23 protein-coding genes are annotated in these 22701 nt (G+C 61.9%); 11 read left to right on the top strand and 12 right to left on the bottom strand.

The window, feature by feature from the left end; all coding sequences use genetic code 11:
• Positions 1-16 precede the first annotated feature (16 nt).
• On the top strand, positions 17-979 hold the full coding sequence (locus tag AB3Y40_RS04430) for a Gfo/Idh/MocA family protein (protein ID WP_369437592.1): 963 nt from the start codon (positions 17-19) through the stop codon (positions 977-979).
• Entirely contained in the window at positions 979-1260 is a 282-nt protein-coding gene (locus AB3Y40_RS04435; RefSeq protein ID WP_369437593.1) for a DUF4389 domain-containing protein, read from the top strand. Before AB3Y40_RS04430 ends, AB3Y40_RS04435 begins: the two co-directional genes overlap by 1 nt.
• Before the next feature lie 23 nt (positions 1261-1283).
• On the opposite strand, the gene AB3Y40_RS04440 is transcribed toward AB3Y40_RS04435, so the two are convergent.
• Entirely contained in the window at positions 1284-1772 is a 489-nt protein-coding gene (locus AB3Y40_RS04440; RefSeq protein WP_369437594.1) for a LysM peptidoglycan-binding domain-containing protein, read from the bottom strand.
• Between the two features lie 83 nt (positions 1773-1855).
• Positions 1856-2335: a GNAT family N-acetyltransferase gene (locus AB3Y40_RS04445; RefSeq protein ID WP_369437595.1), complete on the bottom strand. Its 480-nt coding sequence runs from the start codon at positions 2333-2335 to the stop codon at positions 1856-1858.
• Positions 2336-2429: 94 nt separating this feature from the next.
• Here AB3Y40_RS04445 and AB3Y40_RS04450 point away from each other — a divergent pair, with 94 nt between their 5' ends.
• Entirely contained in the window at positions 2430-3080 is a 651-nt protein-coding gene (locus tag AB3Y40_RS04450; protein WP_369437596.1) for a pyridoxamine 5'-phosphate oxidase family protein, read from the top strand.
• 33 nt (positions 3081-3113) lie between these two features.
• Here AB3Y40_RS04450 and AB3Y40_RS04455 read toward each other — a convergent pair whose 3' ends face one another.
• The 7 genes from AB3Y40_RS04455 to AB3Y40_RS04485 form a co-directional block, all read right to left on the bottom strand.
• On the bottom strand, positions 3114-4931 hold the full coding sequence (locus tag AB3Y40_RS04455) for a M3 family oligoendopeptidase (protein WP_369437597.1): 1818 nt from the start codon (positions 4929-4931) through the stop codon (positions 3114-3116).
• Positions 4932-4998: 67 nt separating this feature from the next.
• On the bottom strand, positions 4999-5868 hold the full coding sequence (locus AB3Y40_RS04460) for an amidohydrolase family protein (RefSeq protein ID WP_369437598.1): 870 nt from the start codon (positions 5866-5868) through the stop codon (positions 4999-5001).
• Between the two features lie 195 nt (positions 5869-6063).
• Entirely contained in the window at positions 6064-7653 is a 1590-nt protein-coding gene (locus tag AB3Y40_RS04465) for an ATP-dependent DNA ligase (RefSeq protein WP_369437599.1), read from the bottom strand.
• A complete protein-coding gene (gene lepB, locus AB3Y40_RS04470; RefSeq protein WP_369437600.1) occupies positions 7650-8294 on the bottom strand; it encodes a signal peptidase I in 645 nt (214 codons plus the stop codon). The genes AB3Y40_RS04465 and lepB overlap by 4 nt, the downstream gene beginning before the upstream one ends.
• Positions 8291-9304: a ligase-associated DNA damage response exonuclease gene (locus AB3Y40_RS04475; protein ID WP_369437601.1), complete on the bottom strand. Its 1014-nt coding sequence runs from the start codon at positions 9302-9304 to the stop codon at positions 8291-8293. Before AB3Y40_RS04475 ends, lepB begins: the two co-directional genes overlap by 4 nt.
• A 259-nt stretch (positions 9305-9563) precedes the next feature.
• Complete coding sequence (locus AB3Y40_RS04480) at positions 9564-10502, bottom strand: alpha/beta hydrolase (protein WP_369437602.1); 939 nt, start codon at positions 10500-10502, stop codon at positions 9564-9566.
• Between the two features lie 3 nt (positions 10503-10505).
• Complete coding sequence (locus AB3Y40_RS04485) at positions 10506-10793, bottom strand: SCP2 sterol-binding domain-containing protein (RefSeq protein WP_369437603.1); 288 nt, start codon at positions 10791-10793, stop codon at positions 10506-10508.
• Between the two features lie 72 nt (positions 10794-10865).
• Between AB3Y40_RS04485 and AB3Y40_RS04490 the strand changes: the two genes are divergently transcribed.
• From AB3Y40_RS04490 to AB3Y40_RS04510, 5 genes are all read left to right on the top strand, one after another.
• Positions 10866-11417 carry a tetratricopeptide repeat protein gene (locus tag AB3Y40_RS04490; RefSeq protein WP_369437604.1) on the top strand — a complete coding sequence of 184 codons (552 nt, stop codon included), beginning with the start codon at positions 10866-10868 and terminating at the stop codon, positions 11415-11417.
• A 24-nt stretch (positions 11418-11441) separates the two neighbouring features.
• On the top strand, positions 11442-14186 hold the full coding sequence (locus AB3Y40_RS04495) for a helicase-related protein (RefSeq protein WP_369437605.1): 2745 nt from the start codon (positions 11442-11444) through the stop codon (positions 14184-14186).
• Positions 14183-14566, top strand: a complete 384-nt coding sequence (locus AB3Y40_RS04500) for an RNA-binding S4 domain-containing protein (protein WP_369437606.1) — start codon at positions 14183-14185, stop codon at positions 14564-14566. Before AB3Y40_RS04495 ends, AB3Y40_RS04500 begins: the two co-directional genes overlap by 4 nt.
• Before the next feature lie 48 nt (positions 14567-14614).
• Positions 14615-14950: a ferredoxin FdxA gene (fdxA, locus tag AB3Y40_RS04505; RefSeq protein ID WP_369437607.1), complete on the top strand. Its 336-nt coding sequence runs from the start codon at positions 14615-14617 to the stop codon at positions 14948-14950.
• 211 nt (positions 14951-15161) lie between these two features.
• Positions 15162-15671: a CarD family transcriptional regulator gene (locus tag AB3Y40_RS04510; RefSeq protein WP_369437608.1), complete on the top strand. Its 510-nt coding sequence runs from the start codon at positions 15162-15164 to the stop codon at positions 15669-15671.
• Positions 15672-15780: 109 nt separating this feature from the next.
• On the opposite strand, the gene purD is transcribed toward AB3Y40_RS04510, so the two are convergent.
• Positions 15781-17058, bottom strand: a complete 1278-nt coding sequence (gene purD, locus AB3Y40_RS04515; RefSeq protein ID WP_369437609.1) for a phosphoribosylamine--glycine ligase — start codon at positions 17056-17058, stop codon at positions 15781-15783.
• Between the two features lie 69 nt (positions 17059-17127).
• Here purD and xseA point away from each other — a divergent pair, with 69 nt between their 5' ends.
• A complete protein-coding gene (gene xseA, locus AB3Y40_RS04520; protein WP_369437610.1) occupies positions 17128-18639 on the top strand; it encodes an exodeoxyribonuclease VII large subunit in 1512 nt (503 codons plus the stop codon).
• Here the strand turns inward: xseA and AB3Y40_RS04525 are convergent.
• A complete protein-coding gene (locus AB3Y40_RS04525) occupies positions 18636-19025 on the bottom strand; it encodes a hypothetical protein (protein ID WP_369437611.1) in 390 nt (129 codons plus the stop codon). The two genes, xseA and AB3Y40_RS04525, sit on opposite strands and share 4 nt — an antisense overlap.
• Entirely contained in the window at positions 19013-20023 is a 1011-nt protein-coding gene (locus AB3Y40_RS04530) for an alkane 1-monooxygenase (protein ID WP_369437612.1), read from the bottom strand. The genes AB3Y40_RS04525 and AB3Y40_RS04530 overlap by 13 nt, the downstream gene beginning before the upstream one ends.
• 171 nt (positions 20024-20194) lie before the next feature.
• Between AB3Y40_RS04530 and AB3Y40_RS04535 the strand changes: the two genes are divergently transcribed.
• On the top strand, positions 20195-21880 hold the full coding sequence (locus AB3Y40_RS04535) for an NAD(P)H-dependent oxidoreductase subunit E (RefSeq protein WP_369437613.1): 1686 nt from the start codon (positions 20195-20197) through the stop codon (positions 21878-21880).
• Positions 21877-22665 (top strand): HalD/BesD family halogenase, encoded by a 789-nt coding sequence (locus AB3Y40_RS04540; protein WP_369437614.1) that lies wholly within the window; start codon positions 21877-21879, stop codon positions 22663-22665. The genes AB3Y40_RS04535 and AB3Y40_RS04540 overlap by 4 nt, the downstream gene beginning before the upstream one ends.
• The last annotated feature ends 36 nt before the right edge of the window (positions 22666-22701 follow it).

A 22701-nucleotide genomic window follows, 5' to 3' on the forward strand; every position in this document is an offset into this window, starting at 1 on the left:
ATCAGGAGGAACGGCGATGCGGTGGGGTATCTTGGGCGCGGCCAAGTTCGCGCGGGAACATATGGGGCCTGCGATCCATGCAGCGCGCGGGGCAGAGCTGACGGCGATTGCCACATCGGATGCGGCCAAGGCGGCGCCATTTGCCGCATTTGCACCCGGGTTGCGGGTGTTGACCGATTATGACGCCCTGTTGGCCGACCCGGAGATTGATGCGGTCTACGTGCCGCTGCCGAACCACATGCATGTGGACTGGACGATCAAGGCGTTGGAGGCGGGCAAGCATGTCTTGTGCGAAAAGCCGATCACCCTGAAGGCCGATCAGTTTGACGCGCTGATTGCTGCGCGCGATGCCGCAGGCAAGCTGGCGGCTGAGGCGTTCATGATCGTGCATCATCCGCAATTCCAGCGCGCGCGCGATCTGGTACAGGGCGGGGCCATTGGCCGGTTGCGGCACGTGGATGCAGCATTTTCGTTCAACAATGCGGCTGACACGACCAACATCCGGCAGGACCCTGCCAAAGGTGGCGGCGGCTTGCGCGACATCGGGGTCTATACCTTTGGCGGCGCGCGCTTTGTCACCGGGCAAGAGCCGGAAGCGATCCAGCACGCTGATCTGACGACGGAAAACGGGGTGGACGTGATAGCCCGTGTGGCGGCAAAATTCCCCGGGTTCAGCTATGCCGCGATGGTGTCGATGCGGATGTTTGCGCGGCAATATATTGCCTTTCACGGCGACAAAGGGCTGCTGACGCTGACGTGTCCGTTTAACGCCAATGTTTTTGGCGCCGCAGAGCTGGTGCTGGAAAACGATGGCATGGTCACAACCACCGAGCGTTGGCCGGGGGTGAACCACTACGTCCTGCAGGTCGAAAACTTCTGCGCCGCAGCACGGGGCGAGGCGGCATACCCTTGCCCGCTTGAGTTCTCTCGTGGCACACAAGAGATGATGGATATGGTCTTTGCCGCAGGGGGGCAATGATGATGGAGAACGAGGGCCAAGAGGTCAACAAAGACGACCTGGAGCCGCTTTGGATGCGGCTGATCAACATGGTGATTGTGTGGATCATGCTGAGCTTTGCCAGCTCATTGCTGGGTCTGATGACGATTGCGCAGTTCGTCGTGATGCTGGTCAACCAGCGCAAACCGAATGAGCAGTTGGCCGAGATGGGCACGACGCTGGGCGTCTGGATGGCCAAGGCTGCGCGCTATCAGACCGGTGCGAGCGAGGTGAAGCCTTGGCCGTGGACGACGCTGGACTAGATGTCGTCGCGTCGCCGCGCGCTTTAGATGTCGTCGCGCGGGATGCGCAGCACCTGACCGGGAAAGATCAGGTCGGGACTGGTCAGGATATGGGCGTTGGCGCGAAAGATGGGTTGAAAATCTGCGCTGCCGTATTGCGCACTGGCGATGCTGGTGAGCGTGTCGCCTGACTGCACCGTGTAGGGCTGCCAACCGCGATAGCCGGGCATGATTCGCGGGCCGTAAAGCAGCGGGATCATCACGCGCGGGCCGTCGGCTGTTGCACCGTCATCGGCCAACGTCAGGAACACGCGATCCAGCTGAAACAGGTTGGTGTCGGGAATGTCGATACTGGCCTGGAACTGGCGCAGGCCAAGTGACCCGACAGATGCGATGGCGCTGTATTCATCGTGGCCTTCGGTAACAGAGACAGAAAGCGAGCCTTCGAACGCAGTGGCGTTGCCGGCGATCAGGATGGTCGGGCCCACAAGGTCAAAGGGTGCGGGTTGTTGGATGTCGAGTGTGACGGACATGGGAAACTCCTTGCTGCTGAAATGGGGACAGTATGCGGCAAGGGGGTGCGGCGGCCTATGGAGGTTTTCCCGCCCCGGCTGATTTACACCAAGGGCAGGCGCAGGATGTGCTGTGGTCCGGCGAGGCCCAGCATGTGCTGGGTGCCCGTGTCGGTCCAGCCGCCTTTGAGGTAGGATTTGTAGGCGCCCGCGTTACGGGTGTTCACAGTCAGGTAGGCCGCTGTTTTCAAAGGATAAAGCGGTGGCAGATAGTGAGGCATCAGACGGCAGGCCGCAGCCCCGAACCCAGCGCCCTGGCGGTCCTGATCAATGATCATCGCACGGATGCCGATGCTGTCGGCGGGGGCAAAGGTGTGGGCGATATGGTAGGCGCGGTCGACTTTGAACATGCCGATGACGTCGCCCTTGTGCAGGATGACATGGATGTCCGCGGTGTCTTCGGGGGTGTCCAAAGCCTCGGCCGGTTGGCCGGAGAAGACGACTTGGAACGGTTTGACGGTGACCGCGCGCAATGCGTTGTGGTGCGCGTCATCCAACGGCGCAAGGGTAATAGGGTTGAGCATGGCGCGTTTGCCTTTAAGGTTTGGCCAGAAAGTGGCGGTAATTCGGGGGCTTGGCAACCCGGCGCTGTGCCACCCGGAACCGAAAGGCGGCACCATGACAGGATTTACCATCCGTCCCGAACACCAGATCAGCAATGCAAAGGCGTTGCGCGCGCTTTACCCGGCCACCCATGATCTGGCGAGCCGCAAGAGCCTGAGCAAGCTCGACAAACATGCGCGCGACTTTATCGCGCGGTCGCCGTTTTTGTGTCTGGGGACTCAGGACCGCGATGGGTGTGCCGACGTCAGCCCGCGCGGCGACCCGGTGGGCTTTGTGCAGGTGCTGGACGATCAGACCATCGCGATCCCGGATCGGCCGGGCAATAACCGGTTGGATAGTCTGGCGAACATCGTCGACAACCCGAACGTCGGGGTTCTGTTCATCATTCCGGGATACGACGACACCCTGCGCCTGAACGGGCAGGCGTCATTGGTGACTGATCCTGGGCTATTGGACCGCATGAAGGTGCATGACCGCGCGCCGCGTTTGGCGATTGTCGTCAAGGTGACAGAGGTGTTCATGCATTGCGCCAAGGCGTTCCGACGATCGCATTTGTGGGACCCGACCCAGTTTCAGGACAGGTCCGTTATGCCGTCCCTGATGCAGATCATGTTGGACCAAACCGATGGGGCGCCACAGGACGCTGACACGATGAAAGCCATCGATGATGATCTGGAAGAGCGCTACAAATCCTCAATGTACTAGGGGCGCGGCCCTATGGCGGGCCGCGCCAGCTGATCAGTCTTCCATCGCCTCAAGTTCGTCGATGAATCCTTCGATCATGGACAGGCCCTTGTCCCAGAATGCGGGGTCAGAGGCGTCGAGGCCGAAGGGGGCCAGAAGCCCTTTGTGGTGTTTGGAGCCACCCGCGCGCAGCATGTCGAAGTATTTCTCGCGGAAGTCGGGGTCGCCTTCTTGGTAGACTGCGTAGAGCGCGTTCACGAGGCCGTCGCCGAAGGCGTAGGCGTAGACGTAGAAGGGCGAGTGAACGAAGTGCGGGATGTAGGCCCAGAAGGTCTCATAGCCTTCCTGGAAATCGAACACTTCGCCCAGTGATTCCGCCTGCACCGACATCCAAAGCGCGTTGATGTCATCTGGTGTCAGCTCGCCCTCGGACCGGGCGGCGTGGAGTTTGCATTCAAAGTCGTAGAACGCGATCTGGCGGACAACGGTGTTGATCATGTCCTCGACCTTGCCCGCGAGCAGAACCTTGCGTTCTTCCTTGGTCTTGGCACCATCAAGAAGTTTGCGGAAGGTGAGCATTTCGCCAAAAACGCTTGCCGTTTCGGCCAAGGTGAGAGGCGTTGAGGAGAGGAGCTCTCCCTGTTCGGCGGCCAGCACCTGATGCACACCGTGGCCCAATTCATGGGCCAAGGTCATGACATCACGGGGTTTTCCCAGATAGTTGAGCATCACGTAAGGGTGGACGGTGGTGACGGTGGGGTGGGCAAAGGCGCCTGGGGCCTTGCCGGGTTTGACGGGCGCGTCGATCCAACCTTTGGTAAAGAACGGCTCTGCCAGTTCTGCCATTTTGGGGTCAAAGTCGCCGTAGGCGTCCATGACCGTTTTCTTGGCTTCTTCCCAATCGACAAGGCGGTCGTCTTCCATCGGCAGGGGCGCGTTGCGGTCCCAAGTCTGCATGGTTTCAAGGCCAAGCCACTTGGCTTTCAGCTTGTAATAACGGTGCGACAGGCGCGGATAAGCGGCGACGACGGCATTGCGCAGGGCCTCGACCACTTCAGCCTCTACATGGTTGGCAAGATGCCGCCCGGTCTGGGGCGTGGGCATTTTGCGCCAGCGGTCTTCGATTTCCTTTTCCTTGGCCAGCGTGTTGTGAACGCGGGCGAAGATTTTGATGTTCTCTTGAAACACGGCAGCAAGGGCGTGGGTCGCGGCCTCGCGCTTGGCGCGGTCCTGATCGGTGAGCAGGTTGAGCGTTGCTTCGAGGTTCAGCGCCTCACCTTCGACGTCAAATTCGAGGCCCGCCATCGTCTCGTCAAAGAGGCGGTTCCAGGCGGCGGCACCAACTGTGGATTGGTCGTGCAGGAACTTTTCCAACTCGTCCGACAGCTGATGCGGTTTCATCGCGCGCATGCGGTCAAAGACGGGTTTGTAGCGGGCAAGGTCTGCGTTTTCCGCGATCATGCCTGCGAGGTGGGCGTCGTCCAAGCGGTTGAATTCAAGGCCATAAAACACCAGTGGCGTGGTGTAGGCGGTGATCTTGTCCTGCGCGTCGGCCATGAATTTGGCGCGGTCACTGTCCACGGTGTTCTGGTAATAGCGCAGGCCCGCGAAGGACATGATGCGGCCCGCGATCACGTCGATTTCCTCATAGCGTTGCACGGCCTTGAGCAAGCCCGCGGCGTCCAGTTCAGCCAGCTTGCCTTCGTAGTCGTCGGCAAAATCGGCGCAGGCGGTTTCCAGCCATTCCATATCGCGCGCAAGTTCTGGCGCGTCTTCGCCAGCATAGAGGTCCGAAAGGTCCCATTCGGGCAGATCGCCAAAGGCGTTGCCGCCGGATGCGTTGGCGTCAAAGACGGGTGTGGGATGCTGCATGGGGAACCTCTTGTCTGCGTGTTGCGCATAGATAGGCGCGGCAGCGCCAAAGTGAAAGAACGTCGGATCAGAAACGATAGAGTTGCGCGGGGTTTTGCACCAGAATGCGGGCGCGCGTGTCGGGGTCAGGCACGGCGCGAAAGAACGCATCCCAGAGCGCGCCCGCAGGGGGCATTTCTGCGCCGTTCAGCATGATGTGCGGCCAGTCAGAGCCCCAGAGGCAACGTTCGGGGTTGGCGGCGACAAGCGCCTGCACAAAGCGGTCTGTTTCGGTGTAGGGCGCGTCTGTCAGGCGGTAGAGGCCGGAGAGCTTGACGTAGGTGTGGCCGCCCGACAGCAGACGGCAGAGCGCCTGAAAACCCGGCGTGTCAGGGCCTGCCGAGATGTCTGTCGGCCAGCCGATGTGGTCAAAGACCACCGGGACTGGGCAGTCAGCGATGTCAGCGGCGAGCGTTTCCATGTGCTGGTCAGCGTGGCAGAGCATCTGGATATGCAGGCCGCGGTCGGCCAGCGCGGGGGCCATTGCGCGGGCTCCATCCCATGTGAGCACACCGCCGTGGACGTAGTTGAGGCGCACACCGGCAAAGTTCCATTGCGCGAATTGGTCGAGTTGCGCAGCCGTCGCGTCATTGGGCAAAAGGCCGATGCCTTTGAATCCTGCGCCTATGTCGCGGACGGCGTTTGCGGTCACGGTGTTGTCGAGGCCATAGAAGATTGAATGCACGATGACGCCGCGGGTGATGCCGATGGCGTTCAAGTGCGCCTTGTAGCCCGCGAGGTAGGCGGCATAGGGCTGGGCGGGATCCTCTGTCCGGCCGTCAAAGAGCGGCAGTTCTTCGGGGCCTGCAAGCATATGGACATGGGTGTCGCAAGCGCCGGGCGGTGCCTGGCGCGCGGGTTGGGGTGCGGGCGGTAGGGGGGCAATGGGCTTGGTCATGGTTTCGGTTTCGCCGTGATTGGTGTGTCTGCAAACCGGTGGGGTGAAATGCCGGATTTCGACGCACATTGTGCGCCGACCGATTGGGGGGCCAGCCCCGTCGCCATTGACGCTTGGACCAATGGCGCGTCCAATGGCGACCCCCTAGGATATTTTTGGCCCGCAGAAGGGGGCAGGTGCTGTTGGTGGTTTGGGTCAGCCATAGGTGGCGAGCATCTTTTTGAGGTCGGCAAGCGTGTTCGCCTCTGCCAGGGGTTTATCTTTGCGCCAGCGGAGCATGCGGGGAAAGCGCAGCGCAACCCCTGATTTGTGGCGCGGTGAGGCCTGGATACCCTCAAACGCGATTTCGAACACGTGGTGCGGTGTGACCTGGCGGACGGGGCCGAATTTCGCTTGGGTGTTTTTGCGGACCCAGGCGGTGATTTCCCGGAACTCGGCGTCGGTGAGGCCGGAATAGGCCTTGGTAAAGGGGGTGAGTTCGTTGCCGTTCCAGACCGCGAAGGTGTAGTCGGTGAAGAGGTTGGCGCGGCGGCCTGATCCGGCTTGGGCATAGATCATCACCGCGTCGATGGTCAGGGGATCGACCTTCCATTTCCACCAGTCGCCGCGTTTCCGACCAGAGAGATAGGGGCTGTCGCGGCGTTTGAGCATGAGGCCTTCGGCGTGCAGCGCGCGGGATCGGTCGCGTTCGGCTTGCAGAGTGGGCCAGTCGGCAAAAGGGACGGAGGCGGAGAGGCGGATAGGAGCGGTTTCGGGAGTGGCTTTGATAAGCGTTTCCAAGTGGTTGCGGCGCGTTGTGAATGTCTCTGTGCGGATGTCGTCGCCGTCCTTTTCGAGCAGGTCATAGGCCATCAGGATCACCGGTGCTTCGGCCAGAAGTTTCTTTGGCACGGTCTTGCGTCCGATGCGGGATTGCAGCGCGCTGAAGCTGAGCGGGGTTTCATCGGCAAAGGCGAGGATTTCGCCGTCAATCACCGTGCCATCGGGCAGGAAGTCACGCAGTTGTGCCAGTTCCGGAAAGCGGTCAGTCATCAGCTCTTCGCCGCGGGACCACAAGTGGTGCTCACCGCTGCGCAGGATGAATTGGCCGCGAATGCCATCCCATTTTCGTTCGGCATTCCAGTCGTTTGGCGGGCCAAGTTCATCCAGCGTGCCAAGCCCGTAGGCCAGATAGAAAGGATAAGGCCTTGAGAGATCGGCGGTGGGGTCATCCGCTTCGATCAGCTGCGCCCAAGTGGTGGTGTCCGGGGTCCAGTTGCCCATCAGTTTATGGGTCAGCGCCGGTTCGTCCTGACCAGTGGCTTGCGCCAGTGCGCGGGTCATCAGTTTCTGGCTGACGCCGACGCGGAAGCCGCCGGTGAGCAGTTTGGTGAACAGGAACCTTTCGCGGGTTGGCAGGCTGTCCCATGCCGCGAGGATGCCGCGGCGGCGATCATCCTCTTCCAAGGTCGTGAGGTGTTTGATCTGGCCGATCCAATGGCTGAGGCTTTCGTCGCTGGTGCCGTTTGACCCGGGCAGGATCAGGGCGATGGTTTCAGCGAGATCGCCGACAACGCTGTAGCACTCCTCGAACAGCCAATCAGGCAGGCCCGCGCGCGCAGCGGCCCATTCCCGCAGCTTGGTTGCGGTGATCGTGCGCTTGGGCCTGCGGCCCGAGAAGAGGGCGATGGTCCAAAGCTTGTCGTCGTCCGGGGCGCTGCGAAAGTAGTCAGCCAGTGCAGCGTTCTTGACGCTGGTTTTGGTCGTCTCGTCAATCCGGGCAAAGAGGGCGGCGAAGTGTTTCATTTCCGCGAAACAATCCCGATGATCCGGTCGATGGACACAAAGCCGCGACCACCGATGTCGCGGGCCATGCGGCTGTCAGTGGCGTTGTCGCGGTGATCGCCGAGAACAAAGACGTGGTCGGGGGGGACGACAAAGATGTCTGTGTCATCGTATGGGGACTTTCCAAGATCGAGCGTGGCGTAGGTGGTATTGCCCAAAACCTCTTGAAATTGCTTGATTTCGCAGGTGTCACCGACGGCAGTGGGTGTTGGGCATCGGCTTGGGGTGCCATTGGTCAATTGCACAATATGCAAATACGGCGAGAGGGCGGTGCGTGGTACGGGTGTCCCGTTGATCCATAGCGCGCCGTTTCGCATCTGGACCGTCTGTCCGGCTGTGGCGACAATGCGAAACAGAAAGATGGTTTTGGTCGGTCCTTCGGAGAACACCGCGATGCGACCCGATTCAATCTCGGCAGGGTCCGTGATGGTGCGCGTGGTCAGGCAGTCGCCCGGCTTGAGCGTTGGTAACATGCCTGATTGCGGGATGTACCAGCTGTCAATTGATGGAAGCAGACTGAGGAGCTGCCCGCGTGGGCAGAATTGGGCAGAGGCTGTCGTGGCCCATGACAGCGTGAGGATGAGAAAGGCGAGGAATTTCATGTTGGGTCCTGTGACGGGTCGGCGTCGTCGCCGGTGTATTCGGTGCTGACCACATGGGCGTCATAGCCCTGTTCGGTCAGCCATTGCCGGAACGGGCCGGTATAGCCGTGGGTGACAAAGATTTTTTCGGCGCCTGTGGCCCGGATTGCGGTGTTGAGCCCGTCCCAGTCGGCGTGATCCGAGACGACAAAGCCACGATCCATGGCGCGCCTGCGCCGCACGCCGCGCAGGGCCATCCAGCCTGAGGCAAAGGCGGTGGCGGCAACGCCAAACTGCCGCGCCCAGGGTTGCGCCATGGCACCCGGTGTGGCGAGGACCAGCGCGCCGGGGTATTTCTTGACGTTAATATCAGGGGTCACGCGGATCGTGTCAGGCAGGGTGATGCCTTGGGCCCGCAAGATGGCGTTGGTGTTTTCAATGGCACCATGGGTCAGGATCGGGCCGATGTCAGCGTTGACGGTGGTCAGCAGGCGCTGGGCCTTGCCAAGCGCATAGGCCCCCAACAGCGAAAACCGTCCGGCGGCGGCATTGGTGGCCCACCAGTCGTTGATTTGCCGGGTCAGAACGTCTTTCGGGGTCCATGAGAACACGGGCAGGCCAAAGGTGCATTCGGTGATGAAGGCGTGGCAGGCGACCGGTTCAAAGGGTTCGGACAGCCCATCGGCGACGGTTTTGTAATCGCCCGAGACCACCCAGCTTTGCCCTTTGACGGTGACTTTGATCTGGGCGGAGCCGGGGACATGGCCGGCGGGGTGATAGCTGACCGTGGCACCGCCAATTTGACGCGTCGCGCCAAAATCCAGCGTTTCGATACGGGCGTCAGGGCCGAGCCGGTGTTGCATCACGGGGGCTGCGGCATGTGTGGCGAGGTAGGTGCCCATGCCGGGGCGGGAATGGTCGGCGTGGCCGTGGGTAATGAGCGCGCGGTCCACCGGGCGCCAGGGGTCGATATGGAAATCGCCTGCGGGGCAGTAGATCCCGCGCGGGGTAAAAGTCAGGACATCGGCCATGATCCGCAGGGTAGCGCATGATCGGCTGCTGTCGAGCGGTGCGGCTGCGCCGCGCGCGATGTTTTGCGCCGCCCTTTGGCGGCGCGGATGAGGGGGCTGTCTGCCCCCTCAAACTCCCCCGAGGATATTTTTTGCCAGAAGAACGGTGGGACGCGCGAGCGGCCAACCGCGTGCGGGTAAGCGGCTTTGCTTGCAAAGTTGCGGCCGTCACCCGGTGGCAATAGCGCCCGCGCCCCATCACCCGACGCAGCGTCCGGTGTCACGCGGGATGGGCGTTGAAATGTGCAGCAATTGCGTCAAGGATTGGGTCTTTGATCGCCGGGCTTTCCATCATCATTTCGTGTTTGCCGCCCGGTATGACGGTCAATGTGCCGTTCGACCATTGCGCCATTTTCGTTTTGATCCGGTCGGGGTCGACGATGGTCTCATCCGTGCCCAGAAAGGTGATCGCCGGTGTGGGTGGGGCGGGCAGGGCCGCGAGGCGGCGGGTTTCCCACAGCGCCTCGTTCACCCAGCGTAAGGAAGGGCCGCCCAAGCCCAGGTCGGGGTATTTGCGGACCTGTTCCTGCATGTAGGCGTACATTTCGGGATCGTTGGTCAGCTCATTTTCAGCAAACGGTGTCTCACCCAGCGTGATGTCAGAGGTCTGGCCGGGGGTGATGTTGCCATCGAGGTTGAACCGGCGGCTGAGCGTTGTGACGCCCCACATGACCGAACGCAGGCTGAGCGAGGCCTGAATGCCCCACATCGGTGCCGAGAAGGCCGCGGCCTTGACGGGCAAGCCGTCAATCAGCGCGCGCAGTCCGATGCCGCCGCCCATCGAGTGAGCGATCAGGTAAAAGGGCTTTGGCAGGTTTGAGGCGCGGGCATAGTCCACAAAGGCGGCCACATCGTGCTGATAGTCGCCAAATGCCTCAACATGGCCCAGCCCGCGATCATCGGCCATTCGGTCCGAGAGGCCCTGGCCGCGCCAGTCCACGGCGGCCATCGCATAGCCGCGCGCGGCTATTTCGCGTGCGATGCGGCCATATTTTTCAATAAACTCGGTCCGCCCGGTGAACAGGAGCACCGTGCCTTTTGCGCCGTCCTGCGGCCAATAACCTGCGCGGATACGCAACCCATCGCCGGTGGTCAGCCAATGGGCCACACCCCCATCGGGGCCGTCTGCGACGTCCGCAAAGAACGGTGCCTTTTCCATGGGTTAGCCCAGCAAGCCAGCCAGACGCATGGCCGCACCCATGTCGCCATCAACGGTGAGTTTGCCGGTCATGAAGGCGGCAGTCGGGTTCTGTTCGCCGTCCATGATCGCCTTGAAGGTGTCAGCCGAGGCGGTCATTGTCACGTCTGCTTCGTCGTCGCCTGCGCGCGCGCCGTCGCTGTCGATGATGATCGAACCTTCGCCATCAATGTTGAATTTCGCGGTGCCGTCAAAGCCGCCTGCAATCTTGTCGTTCAGGGTGGCTACGGCTTGGGTGATGACGTCGCTCATTGATGTGTCCTTTTCATCTCATTGTGACCGACACCTACTGGCGTCGGCGGTGTGATACGCTACATTCAACATATGAACACGCGCAGCACCATCATCAATTTTTCCGTCGCGGCACTTTTGACGTTTGCGTCACCTGCCTGGGCGCAGGATGCGGAGCTGGACCGGTTGTTCGATGAATTGGCGCAGGCGGCACCGGAGGATGCGGACCGGATTGCGGGGCAGATCAACACGGCATGGGGCCGCAGCGGGTCACCGGCGATGGATCTGTTGTTGCGTCGGGGCGAGGATGCGCTGGAAGCGGGCGATGTGCAGGCCGCACTGGAGCATTTCAGCGCGCTGGTGGATCATGATCCGGCCTTTGCCGAAGGGTACAACGGGCGCGCGACGGCCTATTACCTGTCCGGCATGATGGGGCCTGCGCTGGAAGACATCCGCCAGGTGTTGCGCCTGAACCCGCGCCACTTTGGGGCGCTGCGGGGGCTGGCGATCATGCTGGAGGAATTGGAGCGGCCGGAAGACGCGCTGGAGGTTTACCGCGAGGTGCTGGCGTTGCATCCGCATGCGGAAGGCGTGAACGAGGCTGTGGACCGGTTGGACATTCAATTGGAAGGCCAGTCGCTGTAAGCTGCGACCAGATCGGAAAGCCCCATGCAAGCCAGTCGCATTACGGCCGTTCTGGGCCCGACCAATACCGGCAAGACGCATTATGCAATTGACCGGATGCTGGCCTATCGCACCGGCGTGATTGGCCTGCCGCTGCGCCTGTTGGCGCGCGAGGTTTATGACCGGATCGTTGCGATCAAGGGGCCGGGTGTTGTGGCACTTGTGACCGGAGAAGAGCGGATCGTGCCGCCGCGCGCGGCCTATTGGGTTTGCACGGTCGAGGCGATGCCAGAGGGCATGGGCTGCGATTTTCTGGCTGTAGATGAGATCCAGCTTTGTGCTGACGCTGAGCGGGGTCATGTCTTTACCGACCGGTTGCTGCACGCACGCGGGCAGAAGGAAACGCTGTTCATGGGGGCCGACACCATGCGCGGGGCAATCGCTGCGATGGTCCCCGGTGTGGAGTTTATGCATCGTGCGCGGTTCAGTACGCTGACCTACACGGGGTCAAAGAAGCTGAGCCGGATGCCCGCCCGCGCGGCGATTGTCGGGTTTTCGGTGGAAAACGTCTATGCGATGGCTGAACTGCTGCGCCGCCAAAAGGGTGGAGCGGCAGTGGTGATGGGCGCGCTTTCCCCGCGCACGCGCAATGCGCAGGTCGAGATGTATCAAAACGGCGATGTGGATTATCTGGTCGCCACCGATGCGATCGGCATGGGGCTGAATCTCGACGTCAAACATGTGGCCTTTTCGGCGTTGTCCAAGTTTGACGGTGTGCGGATGCGACATTTGTTCCCCGAAGAGCTGGGCCAGATTGCGGGCCGTGCGGGGCGCTATATGGAACCCGGCACCTTTGGCGTCACCGGTGAGGCCCCGGCGCTGGATGATGAACTGGCCGAGGCCATTGTCGAGCACCGGTTTCGCCCGGTGCAAAAGCTGCAGTGGCGCAACACCGATCTGCAATTTGGATCGCCCAAGCGGCTGATCCAGACACTGGAGGCGCGGACCGATGACCCCTGGCTGACTCGGGTGCGCGAAAGTGACGATCTGGCCGCGCTCAAGGCGTTGGCGGCGGATGATCTGGTCGCCGCACGGGCCACGGATGGGCCATCGGTGCGGTTGTTGTGGGATGTCTGCAGGGTGCCGGATTTCCGGGGCATCAGCCGGGGCGAACATGCCAATCTGCTGACGCGGATCTTTACCGATCTGCATCAGTCGGGGCGGGTTGATGAAAACTGGTTCGCGCTGCAGGTGGCGCGGATTGACCGTCATGACGGGGATATCGACACGCTGTCGAAACGGTTGGCATATATCCGCACATGGACCTATGTGGCGCAGCGGGGCGGCTGGCTGCGTGACGAATTGCATTGGCGCGATGCGACGCGCGCTGTAGAAGACCGTTTATCAGACGCGCTGCATGGCGCGCTCACGCAAAGATTTGTGGACCGGCGGACCAGTGTCCTGCTTCGCCGGCTCAAGCAGAAGGAGAGCCTTGTGGCCGAGGTGAACGACAAAGGCGAAGTGACCGTCGAAGGTGAATTTGTGGGCAAGCTGGAAGGGTTCCGGTTCCGCATGGACAAGGCGGGCAGCCCTGATGAGGCCAAGACGCTGCGGCAGGCCTCTGTCGCGGCACTGGTGCCGCATTGGCACCTGATGGCGGACCGGTTCTATAACGCGCCCGACCCCGAGATGGACTTTACCGAGCAGGGCGGTCTGATGTGGGGCGATGCCGCGGTGGGCAAGCTGACGGCGGGTGCTGACCCGTTGAAGCCCGAGGTTGTGGCTTTTGTCGATGACGAGGCCGGCGCCGATGTGGCGGCCAAGGTGCAGCGCCGCTTGCAGCATTTCATCGAACGCAAGATTGCCGCCGGGTTTGAACCGCTGCTGGCGCTGAAGAATGATGAGGCGCTGGAAGGGGCTGCCAAAGGCTTTGCCTTTCGGATGGCCGAAGGGTTCGGCGTGATCCCGCGTGGTGAGGTGGCTGACGAGGTCAAGGCGCTGGATCAGGACGCGCGCGGCGCGCTGCGCAAGCATGGCGTGCGGTTTGGGCAATTTACGATTTTCATGCCGCTTTTGTTGAAGCCCGCCCCAACACGGTTGCGGCTGGTGCTGTGGTCCTTGGCCAAGAACCTGTCGGAGTTTCCCGAAAGCCCGCCACCGGGTCTGGTGACGGTGCCTGCGTCCAAGGATGTGCCGCCGGGATACTACGCCATGGCGGGCTATCGCGCGGCGGGCGAACGGGCGATCCGCATTGATATGCTGGAACGGCTGGCCGATATGCTGCGCGATCAGGATTCGCGCGGTGGGTTTGAAGCGACAGCCGACATGCTGTCGATCACCGGCATGACGCTGGACCAATTTGCTGATCTGATGGGCGGTCTGGGCTACAAAGCCGACAAGGGCGAGCGCGAAAAGGTCAAGGCCGTCGCGACAGAGGCTGTGGCACAAGCGCCTGCAGCCGAAGGGGATGCACCCGTCGAGGTGCCAGCAGAGGCCCCGACAGAAATTGTCCCCCCAACCGATGCGGCCCCGGCGGAAACACCACTGGACGCCCCGGACACCGGTCCCGAGATGGAGGTGTTTTACACCTTCACTTGGGGTGGTCGCGCGCAGCGGCAGGGTGGACGGCCACAAGGCCAGCAAAAACCCCGTGGCAAAGGCAAGCCAAAGGGCAAGGGTGGGCCGCGCGGTGACAAGCCGCAAAAGTTCACATCCAAGCCCAAGGCCGAAAAGAGGATTGATCCTGACAATCCCTTTGCGGCGGCCCTGTCGGGCTTCAAGACCGATTGAGTGAGAGCCCGACAATCCGGCTGGACAAATGGCTGTGGCAGGCGCGGTTTTTCAAGTCGCGCTCGATCGCCGCAGGTGTGGTCAGCGCCGGCAAGGTGCGGGTTGATGGCACACCGGTGAGCAAACCAGCGCGTGCCGTGGGGCCGGGCATGGTGCTGACGTTTACGCAACAGCAAGATGTGCGGGTTGTGCGAATCCTTGCCTGTGGCGACCGGCGCGGACCGGCGCCTGAGGCACAGGCGCTTTACGAGGACATGTCGCCCGAAAAGATCAAACGTCCTGCGAATCCGCGGTTTGACGGGAAAGGTCGCCCGACCAAGAAGGATCGGCGCGACATGGCGTCCCGAACAGGGGGTGACGGTCCGTTCGGGCTTGAATGACCGGGGCGATCAGCCTAGCAAGGCGCGCGTGAGATTTCGGAAGAGACAATGACTTATATCGTCAACGACAACTGTATCGCCTGCAAATACACCGACTGTGTCGAGGTCTGCCCTGTGGATTGCTTCTACGAGGGTGAGAACATGCTGGTGATCCATCCCGACGAATGCATCGACTGCGGCGTCTGCGAACCTGAATGCCCGGCAGATGCAATCCGCCCCGATACAGAGCCGGACATGGAAAAGTGGGTCGAGTTCAACCGCAAGTATTCCGAAAAGTGGCCGGTCATCATCACCAAGAAAGATCCGCTGCCCAATGCCGACGATATGGACGGCAAAGAGGGCAAGATGGAGCTGTTTTCCGAAGCCGCTGGCGAGGGCGGTTGATTCGGCGAAAGTGCTGCGCCTAAGCCATTCGTTTTATTGCAGAAATCCAAACTCCTTGCCGCGCTGGCGGGCGCGGCGTTTTTGTGGTATGATGTTTGGGAATGATGCCAAAGACCTGACAGGATTGTTGCAATATTGAAAGCTGACGGAGGCCCGCGCCCCCGCCGGTTTTTTTGTCGCCTGAGCGCCCTGCGGGACAGAAAGGAATGCCATGAGCAAGTCGAAGAAAAAAGAGTTTCAGCCCAATGACTTCGTGGTCTACCCCGCGCATGGCGTGGGCAAGATCGTCTCGGTCGAGAACCAGGAAGTCGCCGGTTTTGAGCTGGAGCTTTTTGTGATTGCTTTCGAAAAGGACAAGATGACCCTGCGGGTGCCGACACATAAGGCGACCGAAGTGGGGATGCGCGCGCTGTCGACGCCGGATGTGGTCAGCCATGCGATGAAGACATTGCGCGGCAAGGCCAAAGTGAAAAAGGCCATGTGGTCGCGCCGGGCGCAGGAATATGAGCAAAAGATCAACTCTGGCGATTTGATCGCGATTGCCGAAGTGGTGCGTGATTTGCACCGGCAGGACGATCAGCGCGAACAAAGCTACTCGGAACGTCAGCTGTATGAAGCCGCGCTGGAGCGGTTGACGCGTGAGATTGCGGCGGTTGCCGGCAATGACGAGGTAGCGGCTGCTGAAGAGATCGACAGCGTTCTGGTGTCGCGCGCCGCTTGACGCGGGGGCGGCGATTATTCGACGAATAATCGGGGATGGTTGAGACCGGGTCGCGCAATGGCGCGGCCCGTTCTTTTTCTTGCGGTCGGAGCCTCCGGCGGGGATATTTTTAGCCAGAAGAAGAGGGGAGCGCGCGCCAGCCGATATCACGGCGATAGAACCCCTGCGGCCAGTCGATCTGGTGCGCTTGGGCGTAGGCGCGGGCGTGGGCCTCTGCCAAGGTGGCACCACGGCCTGTGGCGGCAAGAACCCGACCGCCCGTGGCGATGATGGATGTGTCGCGGGTGCCGGTGCCTGCATGGAAGGTCATCTGGTGGCTGTCCTCGGGCAGGTCAGACAGGCCCTTGATCACGCTGCCTTTTTCGTAAGGACCGGGGTAGCCGGTGGCGGCCAGTACCACGGTCATCGCGTGGTCGTCGGCCCAGTTCACCTGCGCCTCTGACAGGCGGCCCTCGGCGCAGGCTTGCAACAGGTCCAGCACCTGACCGCCCAGACGCATCATCAGGCATTGGCATTCGGGATCGCCGAAACGGACGTTGTATTCGACCAGCCGCGGGTTGCCGTTTTCGATCATCAGACCGACAAATAGCACGCCCTGGAACGGTGTGCCGCGCGCGGCCATCGCTTGCATTGTGGGGCGCACGATCTGGTCCATGGTTTTGGCGATTACGGCGTCGGTCATCACTGGCGCAGGGGAGTAGGCCCCCATGCCGCCGGTATTGGGGCCGGTGTCGCCTTCGCCGACGCGCTTGTGATCCTGGGCGGTGCCGACGGGCAGCAGCGTTTCACCATCAGAGAGCACAAAGAACGACGCCTCTTCGCCGGTCATGAATTCCTCGATCACCACTTCGGTGCCAGCATCGCCAAAGCTGCCGTCGAACATATCGTCAATGGCGGCGAGTGCCTCGGCCTCGGACATGGCGACCACCACGCCTTTGCCTGCGGCGAGCCCGTCAGCCTTGACCACGATGGGCGCGCCGGTGGTGCGGATGTAGTCGCGGGCGTCGTCAGGGTGGGTGAAATGCGCGTAAGCCGCGGTGGGGGCGCCTGCGGCGTCGCAGATCGCTTTTGTGAAAGATTTTGATGCCTCGAGCTGTGCCGCTGCCGCCGAAGGTCCGAAAACTGAAAGTCCGGCATCGCGCAACACGTCCGCGACGCCGGCGGCGAGCGGGGCCTCTGGCCCGACAATCACGAAATCAACGGCGTTTTCTTCGGCAAACGTCGCCACGGCTTGGCCGTCGAGGATGTCGATATCGGCGCAATCGGCCAGATCGGCGATACCCGCGTTTCCAGGGGCCACGATCAGCCGGTCGCATTTCGGGTTCTGCTTGACCGCCCAAGCGAGGCTGTGTTCGCGCCCGCCGCTGCCCAAAATCAGGATATTCATGTGGCACCCCCGCTTGGCCTTTGTTGGCGGTCGTTCTAGGGTCGCACTGCACAGATCACAAGGCAGCCCATGGACCTTTTTGAAGACGACGCACCTGGCGGCAACACACCTGAATTCACCGTCTCAGAGCTGACGGGGTCGATCAAGAAGACGCTTGAGGGGTCCTTTGGCCGGGTCCGCGTCCGTGGTGAGGTTGGGCGCGTGATGATCGCACGGTCGGGACACATCTATTACGACGTCAAGGACGAGCGGAACGTGATTTCCTGCACCACCTGGAAAGGGCAGGTGCCGGGGCTGGGGGTCAAGCCCGAGGAGGGGCTGGAGGTCATCGTCACCGGCAAGCTGTCCACCTTTGGCCCGCAATCGCGCTATAGTATCAACGTTGACAGCATTGAGGTCGCGGGCGCCGGAGCGCTGATGGCGATGCTGGAACAACGCAAGGCGCAGCTGGCCGAAGAGGGGCTGTTTGCGCCGGAACGCAAGAAACCGCTGCCGTTCCTGCCCGAGATCATCGGGGTTGTGACCTCGCCCAGTGGGGCGGTGATCCGGGATATTTTGCACCGGCTGCGGGACCGGTTTCCGCGTAAGGTATTGGTCTGGCCCGTAGCTGTTCAGGGGCAGAACGCAGCACCTGAGGTGGCGCGCGCGATTGCGGGCTTTAACGCATTGACGCCGGGGGGCGCCTTGCCCCGGCCTGATTTGCTGATCGTGGCGCGCGGCGGCGGGTCGATCGAGGATTTGTGGGGGTTCAACGAAGAGGTAGTCGCACGGGCGGCAGCGGCATCGGAGATCCCGCTGATATCTGCCGTGGGGCATGAGACGGACACCACGCTGATCGACTTTGTCAGCGACAAACGCGCGCCGACACCGACGGCGGCGGCGGAACTGGCGGTGCCGGTGCGGATGGAGTTGCTGGGGTGGGTCGATGAACAGGGCGCGCGCTTGCATCGGGCCTTGTCGGGGGCGGTCGACCGGCGCGCGCAAAGGGTGCGTGATTTGGGCCGCGCGCTGCCGCGGCCAGAGAGCCTGACCAATGGGCCGCAGCAACGGTTGGATTTGCTGGCTGAGCGCCTGCCAGCGGCCTTGCGCGCGACGGCGGCGCAAAAGCGGGTCATGCTGGCCAAGAATGACATGCGCCCCGGCCTGTTGCGGCGCGGGATCGCGGTGAACCGCGACCGGCTGGACCGATTGGGCGCGCGGCTGGACCCCGCGATGGCGCGGCGCATGGCGGATGCGCGGCGTGCGCTTGGTCAGCAGGGGCTGCGCCCACCTGATGTGACCCGCCCGCGCGAACGCTTGGATGGCCTGTTGCGCCGCTTGTCGGACCGCGCCAATCGCCAGCAGGATGCCTATGCCGCGCGGCTGGTTGCACTTGACCGGCTGCGCGAGACCTTGGGGTACAAGGAAACGCTGAAGCGGGGATACGCGGTGGTGCGCGGTGACGGCGATGTGGTGACCAATGTGGCGCGCGCGAAAGAGGCGAAGGCGCTTGAGGTTGAGTTTGCCGATGGCCGGTTGACGCTGGGCGGCAAGGCCAAGGCGTCAAAGCCCAAGCCGGACGATCAGGGCAGCCTGTTCTAGGACAACAGGTTGCCGCAGATCAGGGCGGCGGGGTCTTCGATGGCTTCAAACAGGACCGTTGTGCCGGGTTGGTTTGCGAAATCCGCGCGGATGCCATTGGCGGTGCGGAAGATCTCCCAACATTTGGGTTCGGGGTCGTTTTCGTAGACAAAACAGATGTTTGACTTGTGCGCGTACCAGAACCCATCGGTGCAGGTGCCATCCATGCGCGACCAGATCACGCGGCGGTCGGGCAGGTATTGTTCCACACCAAAGACGGTCCCATCGGCCAGCCCAAAGGTCAGGGTGCGGCCCGTGGCATAGGTGTCAAATTCCTTGGCTGTCATCGGCGTTTCTGCCGCGACAGGGGCGGCAAGGGTGATCAGCAGCAGGATCAGGCGGACCATCGCGCCACCCGTGGGTCCATGACGCGACGCCAAAGTGGCGGCACAAGTGCGACGGTTGCCATGACCGGAATGGCGCGCGGCAGGGTGGGGCCATTTGCGGGCAGCGTCAGGGCGGGAAAGGCCCGTCCGGGATGTGCGTGGTGATCGGAATGGCGCGGTGCGTTCAGCATCAGGGCAGACGAGTACCAATGCGGGCTGTTCCAACTATGGCGGTCGCCCACAGGCTCTGGCTTGCCATTCTGACCGATCGCGCGCGTAAGACCGTAGTGCTGCACGTAGTCCGACAGCAAAAGCTGGACCTGCGCCAGCCCGGCGACGCAAATGTAGGCCGCAGCACCCTGCCAGCCGCCCAAGGCGATGGCGATCCCCAGCATTAGCGCGGCCCCGCCCAGATAAAGCAGGTAGGGGTTGTGCAGGATGCCCCGGTCGACCCGTGACAGGCGCGCGGCCTCTGCTGTGTAACCTGCCACGAAGGATCCGCGCCATGCACGGGCAGCGTAGCGATAGAACCCTTCGCCTTGCCGGGCCGAATTCGGGTCCTGCGCGGTTGCCACGTGCCGGTGATGCACCAACACGTGCGCCGACGTGTGATGCCCGAAGGCCAGCGAAATATAGACCCACATGCCCAGGCGATGCAGAATCCGGCCAGATTTGTGGATGAGTTCGTGCGCATTGGCGTTGCTGACCTGCCCAAAGTAGAGCCCCGCCGCATACCAGACGCCAACCTTACCAAGCAATGACAGCTGCGGCTGTGCCAGGCCCCAGACCACAGCCCCCAGCAACGCAAAATGCGCCAGCGCCAGAATGACAGACAGGGCGTTGGCGACAGGAAATTCCTGATCGGGCAGCGCGGGCGAGGTGCGGCGGACCAGATGGTCCAACCCGGCGACAAGTGCTGTCATGACGGCCAAGGCCGTCAGCACCCAGACACCGCCCCAAACGGCAGCGGCGGCAATCACCGGGATCGGAAAAAGGGTGGCAAAGGCAAAGAAATACATAACGGGTCCGGCACGATTTCGCAGGGTCTAGCACGAAGTTTGCGCGCGGTCAGCCCAGTCCTGTTGCGGCTAATGGACCGGACGCGCGCATCTTTGCTTTGCCATGTCGCTTTTGCGATTTCCGTGCCCGGTCTGCGCGGCTATTGTCTGCGCAGAAGTGAAAGGGATGTTATGGCGCTGGATGAACGCAAGGGTGTCTGGAAATCGGGCAAAGGCAAGGGGCGGCATACGCCCAAAGGCCGTCAGTTGGATGATGCCGCCTGGGATGAGGTGCGCGCTTTGCTGGGTGACACACCACGTGACCGCGACATGCTCATCGAGTTTTTGCATCTTATTCAAGATACCTATGGCTGCCTGTCTGCCGCGCATCTGCGCGCCTTGGCGGAAGAAATGCGCCTGGGACAGGCAGAGGTTTACGAGGTCGCGTCGTTCTATGCCCACTTTGATGTGGTCAAAGAAGGCGAGTCCAAGCCGCCTGCGCTGACTATCCGGGTCTGCGACAGTCTGTCGTGCGAGCTGGCAGGGGCGCAGCAACTGAAGGCCGCCTTGGAAGACGGGTTGGACGCCTCAGAGGTGCGCGTGCTGCGCGCGCCATGCATGGGGCGTTGCGACACTGCACCGGTGCTGGAACTGGGCCATGCGCATATCGACCACGCCACGCCCGAAAAGGTGAAAGCGGCAATCGCCGCTGGCGAAACGCACGCACATATTCCGGATTATCAAGGGCTTGCGGCCTACAGGTCCGAAGGTGGCTATGCCAAGTTGGCAGAACTGAAGGACGGTGGCGATTGGGAAGCCGTGCAGGACACGGTGTTGTCGTCTGGCCTGCGTGGTCTGGGCGGGGCCGGGTTCCCGTCAGGCAAGAAATGGGGCTTTGTCCGTGCCAACCCCGGCCCGCGTTATATGGCCGTGAACGGGGACGAGGGCGAGCCCGGCACATTCAAGGACCGCTATTATCTTGAACGGGTGCCGCATCTGTTCCTTGAGGGGATGTTGATTGCCGCATGGGCGGTGGAGGCTGATAAGGTCTTTATCTACATGCGCGACGAATATCCTGCCGTGCTGACGATTTTGGCGCGCGAGATCAAGGGCTTGGAAGATGCGGGCCTCGTGGAACCGGGCTATATCGATCTGCGTCGCGGGGCCGGGGCCTATATCTGCGGCGAAGAAAGCGCGATGATCGAGAGCATCGAAGGCAAGCGTGGATTGCCACGTCACCGCCCGCCGTTTGTGGCGCAGGTCGGTATCTTTGGGCAGCCGACTTTGGTCCATAATGTCGAAACGCTGCATTGGGTCGCGCGCATCCTGCGCGAGGGGCCGGAGGTTCTGTCAGGCACCGAAAAGAATGGGCGTAAGGGCTTGCGGTCCTATTCCGTCTCGGGCCGCGTCGCCAATCCCGGCGTGCACCTGCTGCCTGCGGGGTCAACCATCATGGATGTGATCGCGGCCGCCGGTGGCATGGCGGAGGGGCATAATTTCAAGGCCTATCAGCCGGGTGGTCCGTCCTCTGGCCTGTTGCCTGCATCGATCAATGATGTGCCGCTGGATTTTGACACGCTGCAACCGCTTGGCACCTTCATTGGCTCTGCCGCTGTGGTGGTGCTGTCGGATCAAGATAGCGCCAAGGCCGCGGCCCTGAACATGCTGCGGTTCTTTGAAGACGAAAGCTGTGGCCAGTGCACGCCGTGCCGCGTGGGCTGTGAAAAAGCGGTCAAACTGATGGAAAAAGACAGCTGGGATCAGGACCTGCTGGACGAGCTTTGCACCGCGATGACCGATGCTTCGATCTGTGGGCTGGGGCAGGCCGCGCCAAACCCGATCAAGCTGGTGATGGAGCATTTCCCGGACGAGGTATGAAGGAGGCGCTGAACCTGTCAGCGTTTCCTTTGGATGCGCCAAAAAGTGCCATTTATCAGGCGCTTGTAGCGCGATGTCGCGCAGAGATGGCGGCGGATGGCCTGTTCAATCTGGATGGGTTCTTGCGGCCCGAGGTGGCACAGGCCGAGGCAGAGGCGCATACGCCGCTGATGGATACCGCGTCGTTTAACCACAAACGGCGGCACAATGTCTATTTCAAGAAAGACGTGCCCGGTCTGGCCCCGGATCACCCGGCCTTGCAGGAGTTCGAGACCTCGAACAACACGCTTTGCAATGATCAGCTGCGTGGGTCGGTGGTTGAGCAGATCTACCATTGGGCACCATTGCGCAGGTTTCTGGCAGGGGTGATGGGCAAACCGGCGCTATACCCGATGGATGATCCTTTGGCGGCGTTCAACGTGATGCGCTATCAGGCCGGGCAGGCGCTGAACTGGCACTTTGACCGGTCCGAGTTTACCGTGACGCTTTTGCTGCAAGCCCCTGAAAGCGGGGGGGAATTTGAATATCGCACGGATTTGCGCACGGCGGATGACCCCAATTATGACGGTGTTGCGCGGCTTTTGGCGGGGGATGATCCCGACATGCAGCGCATGAACGTGATCCCCGGAACATTGAACGTTTTTCGCGGGGTAAACACGCCGCATCGGGTGACCCCGGTGCAGGGCGCGCGGGCGCGGATGATTGCGGTGCTGACCTATTATGAACGCCCCGGCGCACGGTTTTCTCAGGCCGAACAGCTTGGGTTTTATGGTCGCACGGCCTGACGGGCTTTCAAATCGCGGCATTCGGCATTAGGTCAT

It is taken from the genome of Yoonia sp. R2331 (assembly GCF_041103235.1).
In the GTDB taxonomy this organism is placed as follows: domain Bacteria; phylum Pseudomonadota; class Alphaproteobacteria; order Rhodobacterales; family Rhodobacteraceae; genus CANMYO01.

Excerpts from the sequence above, each read along its gene's own strand:
- AB3Y40_RS04430 (WP_369437592.1), top strand. The coding sequence starts at position 17 with ATGCGGTGGGGTATCTTGGGCGCGGCCAAGTTCGCGCGGGAACATATG.
- AB3Y40_RS04435 (WP_369437593.1), top strand. The coding sequence starts at position 979 with ATGATGGAGAACGAGGGCCAAGAGGTCAACAAAGACGACCTGGAGCCG.
- AB3Y40_RS04440 (WP_369437594.1), bottom strand. The coding sequence starts at position 1,772 with ATGTCCGTCACACTCGACATCCAACAACCCGCACCCTTTGACCTTGTG.
- AB3Y40_RS04445 (WP_369437595.1), bottom strand. The coding sequence starts at position 2,335 with ATGCTCAACCCTATTACCCTTGCGCCGTTGGATGACGCGCACCACAAC.
- AB3Y40_RS04450 (WP_369437596.1), top strand. The coding sequence starts at position 2,430 with ATGACAGGATTTACCATCCGTCCCGAACACCAGATCAGCAATGCAAAG.
- AB3Y40_RS04455 (WP_369437597.1), bottom strand. The coding sequence starts at position 4,931 with ATGCAGCATCCCACACCCGTCTTTGACGCCAACGCATCCGGCGGCAAC.
- AB3Y40_RS04460 (WP_369437598.1), bottom strand. The coding sequence starts at position 5,868 with ATGACCAAGCCCATTGCCCCCCTACCGCCCGCACCCCAACCCGCGCGC.
- AB3Y40_RS04465 (WP_369437599.1), bottom strand. The coding sequence starts at position 7,653 with ATGAAACACTTCGCCGCCCTCTTTGCCCGGATTGACGAGACGACCAAA.
- lepB (WP_369437600.1), bottom strand. The coding sequence starts at position 8,294 with ATGAAATTCCTCGCCTTTCTCATCCTCACGCTGTCATGGGCCACGACA.
- AB3Y40_RS04475 (WP_369437601.1), bottom strand. The coding sequence starts at position 9,304 with ATGGCCGATGTCCTGACTTTTACCCCGCGCGGGATCTACTGCCCCGCA.
- AB3Y40_RS04480 (WP_369437602.1), bottom strand. The coding sequence starts at position 10,502 with ATGGAAAAGGCACCGTTCTTTGCGGACGTCGCAGACGGCCCCGATGGG.
- AB3Y40_RS04485 (WP_369437603.1), bottom strand. The coding sequence starts at position 10,793 with ATGAGCGACGTCATCACCCAAGCCGTAGCCACCCTGAACGACAAGATT.
- AB3Y40_RS04490 (WP_369437604.1), top strand. The coding sequence starts at position 10,866 with ATGAACACGCGCAGCACCATCATCAATTTTTCCGTCGCGGCACTTTTG.
- AB3Y40_RS04495 (WP_369437605.1), top strand. The coding sequence starts at position 11,442 with ATGCAAGCCAGTCGCATTACGGCCGTTCTGGGCCCGACCAATACCGGC.
- fdxA (WP_369437607.1), top strand. The coding sequence starts at position 14,615 with ATGACTTATATCGTCAACGACAACTGTATCGCCTGCAAATACACCGAC.
- AB3Y40_RS04510 (WP_369437608.1), top strand. The coding sequence starts at position 15,162 with ATGAGCAAGTCGAAGAAAAAAGAGTTTCAGCCCAATGACTTCGTGGTC.
- purD (WP_369437609.1), bottom strand. The coding sequence starts at position 17,058 with ATGAATATCCTGATTTTGGGCAGCGGCGGGCGCGAACACAGCCTCGCT.
- xseA (WP_369437610.1), top strand. The coding sequence starts at position 17,128 with ATGGACCTTTTTGAAGACGACGCACCTGGCGGCAACACACCTGAATTC.
- AB3Y40_RS04525 (WP_369437611.1), bottom strand. The coding sequence starts at position 19,025 with ATGGTCCGCCTGATCCTGCTGCTGATCACCCTTGCCGCCCCTGTCGCG.
- AB3Y40_RS04530 (WP_369437612.1), bottom strand. The coding sequence starts at position 20,023 with ATGTATTTCTTTGCCTTTGCCACCCTTTTTCCGATCCCGGTGATTGCC.
- AB3Y40_RS04535 (WP_369437613.1), top strand. The coding sequence starts at position 20,195 with ATGGCGCTGGATGAACGCAAGGGTGTCTGGAAATCGGGCAAAGGCAAG.
- AB3Y40_RS04540 (WP_369437614.1), top strand. The coding sequence starts at position 21,877 with ATGAAGGAGGCGCTGAACCTGTCAGCGTTTCCTTTGGATGCGCCAAAA.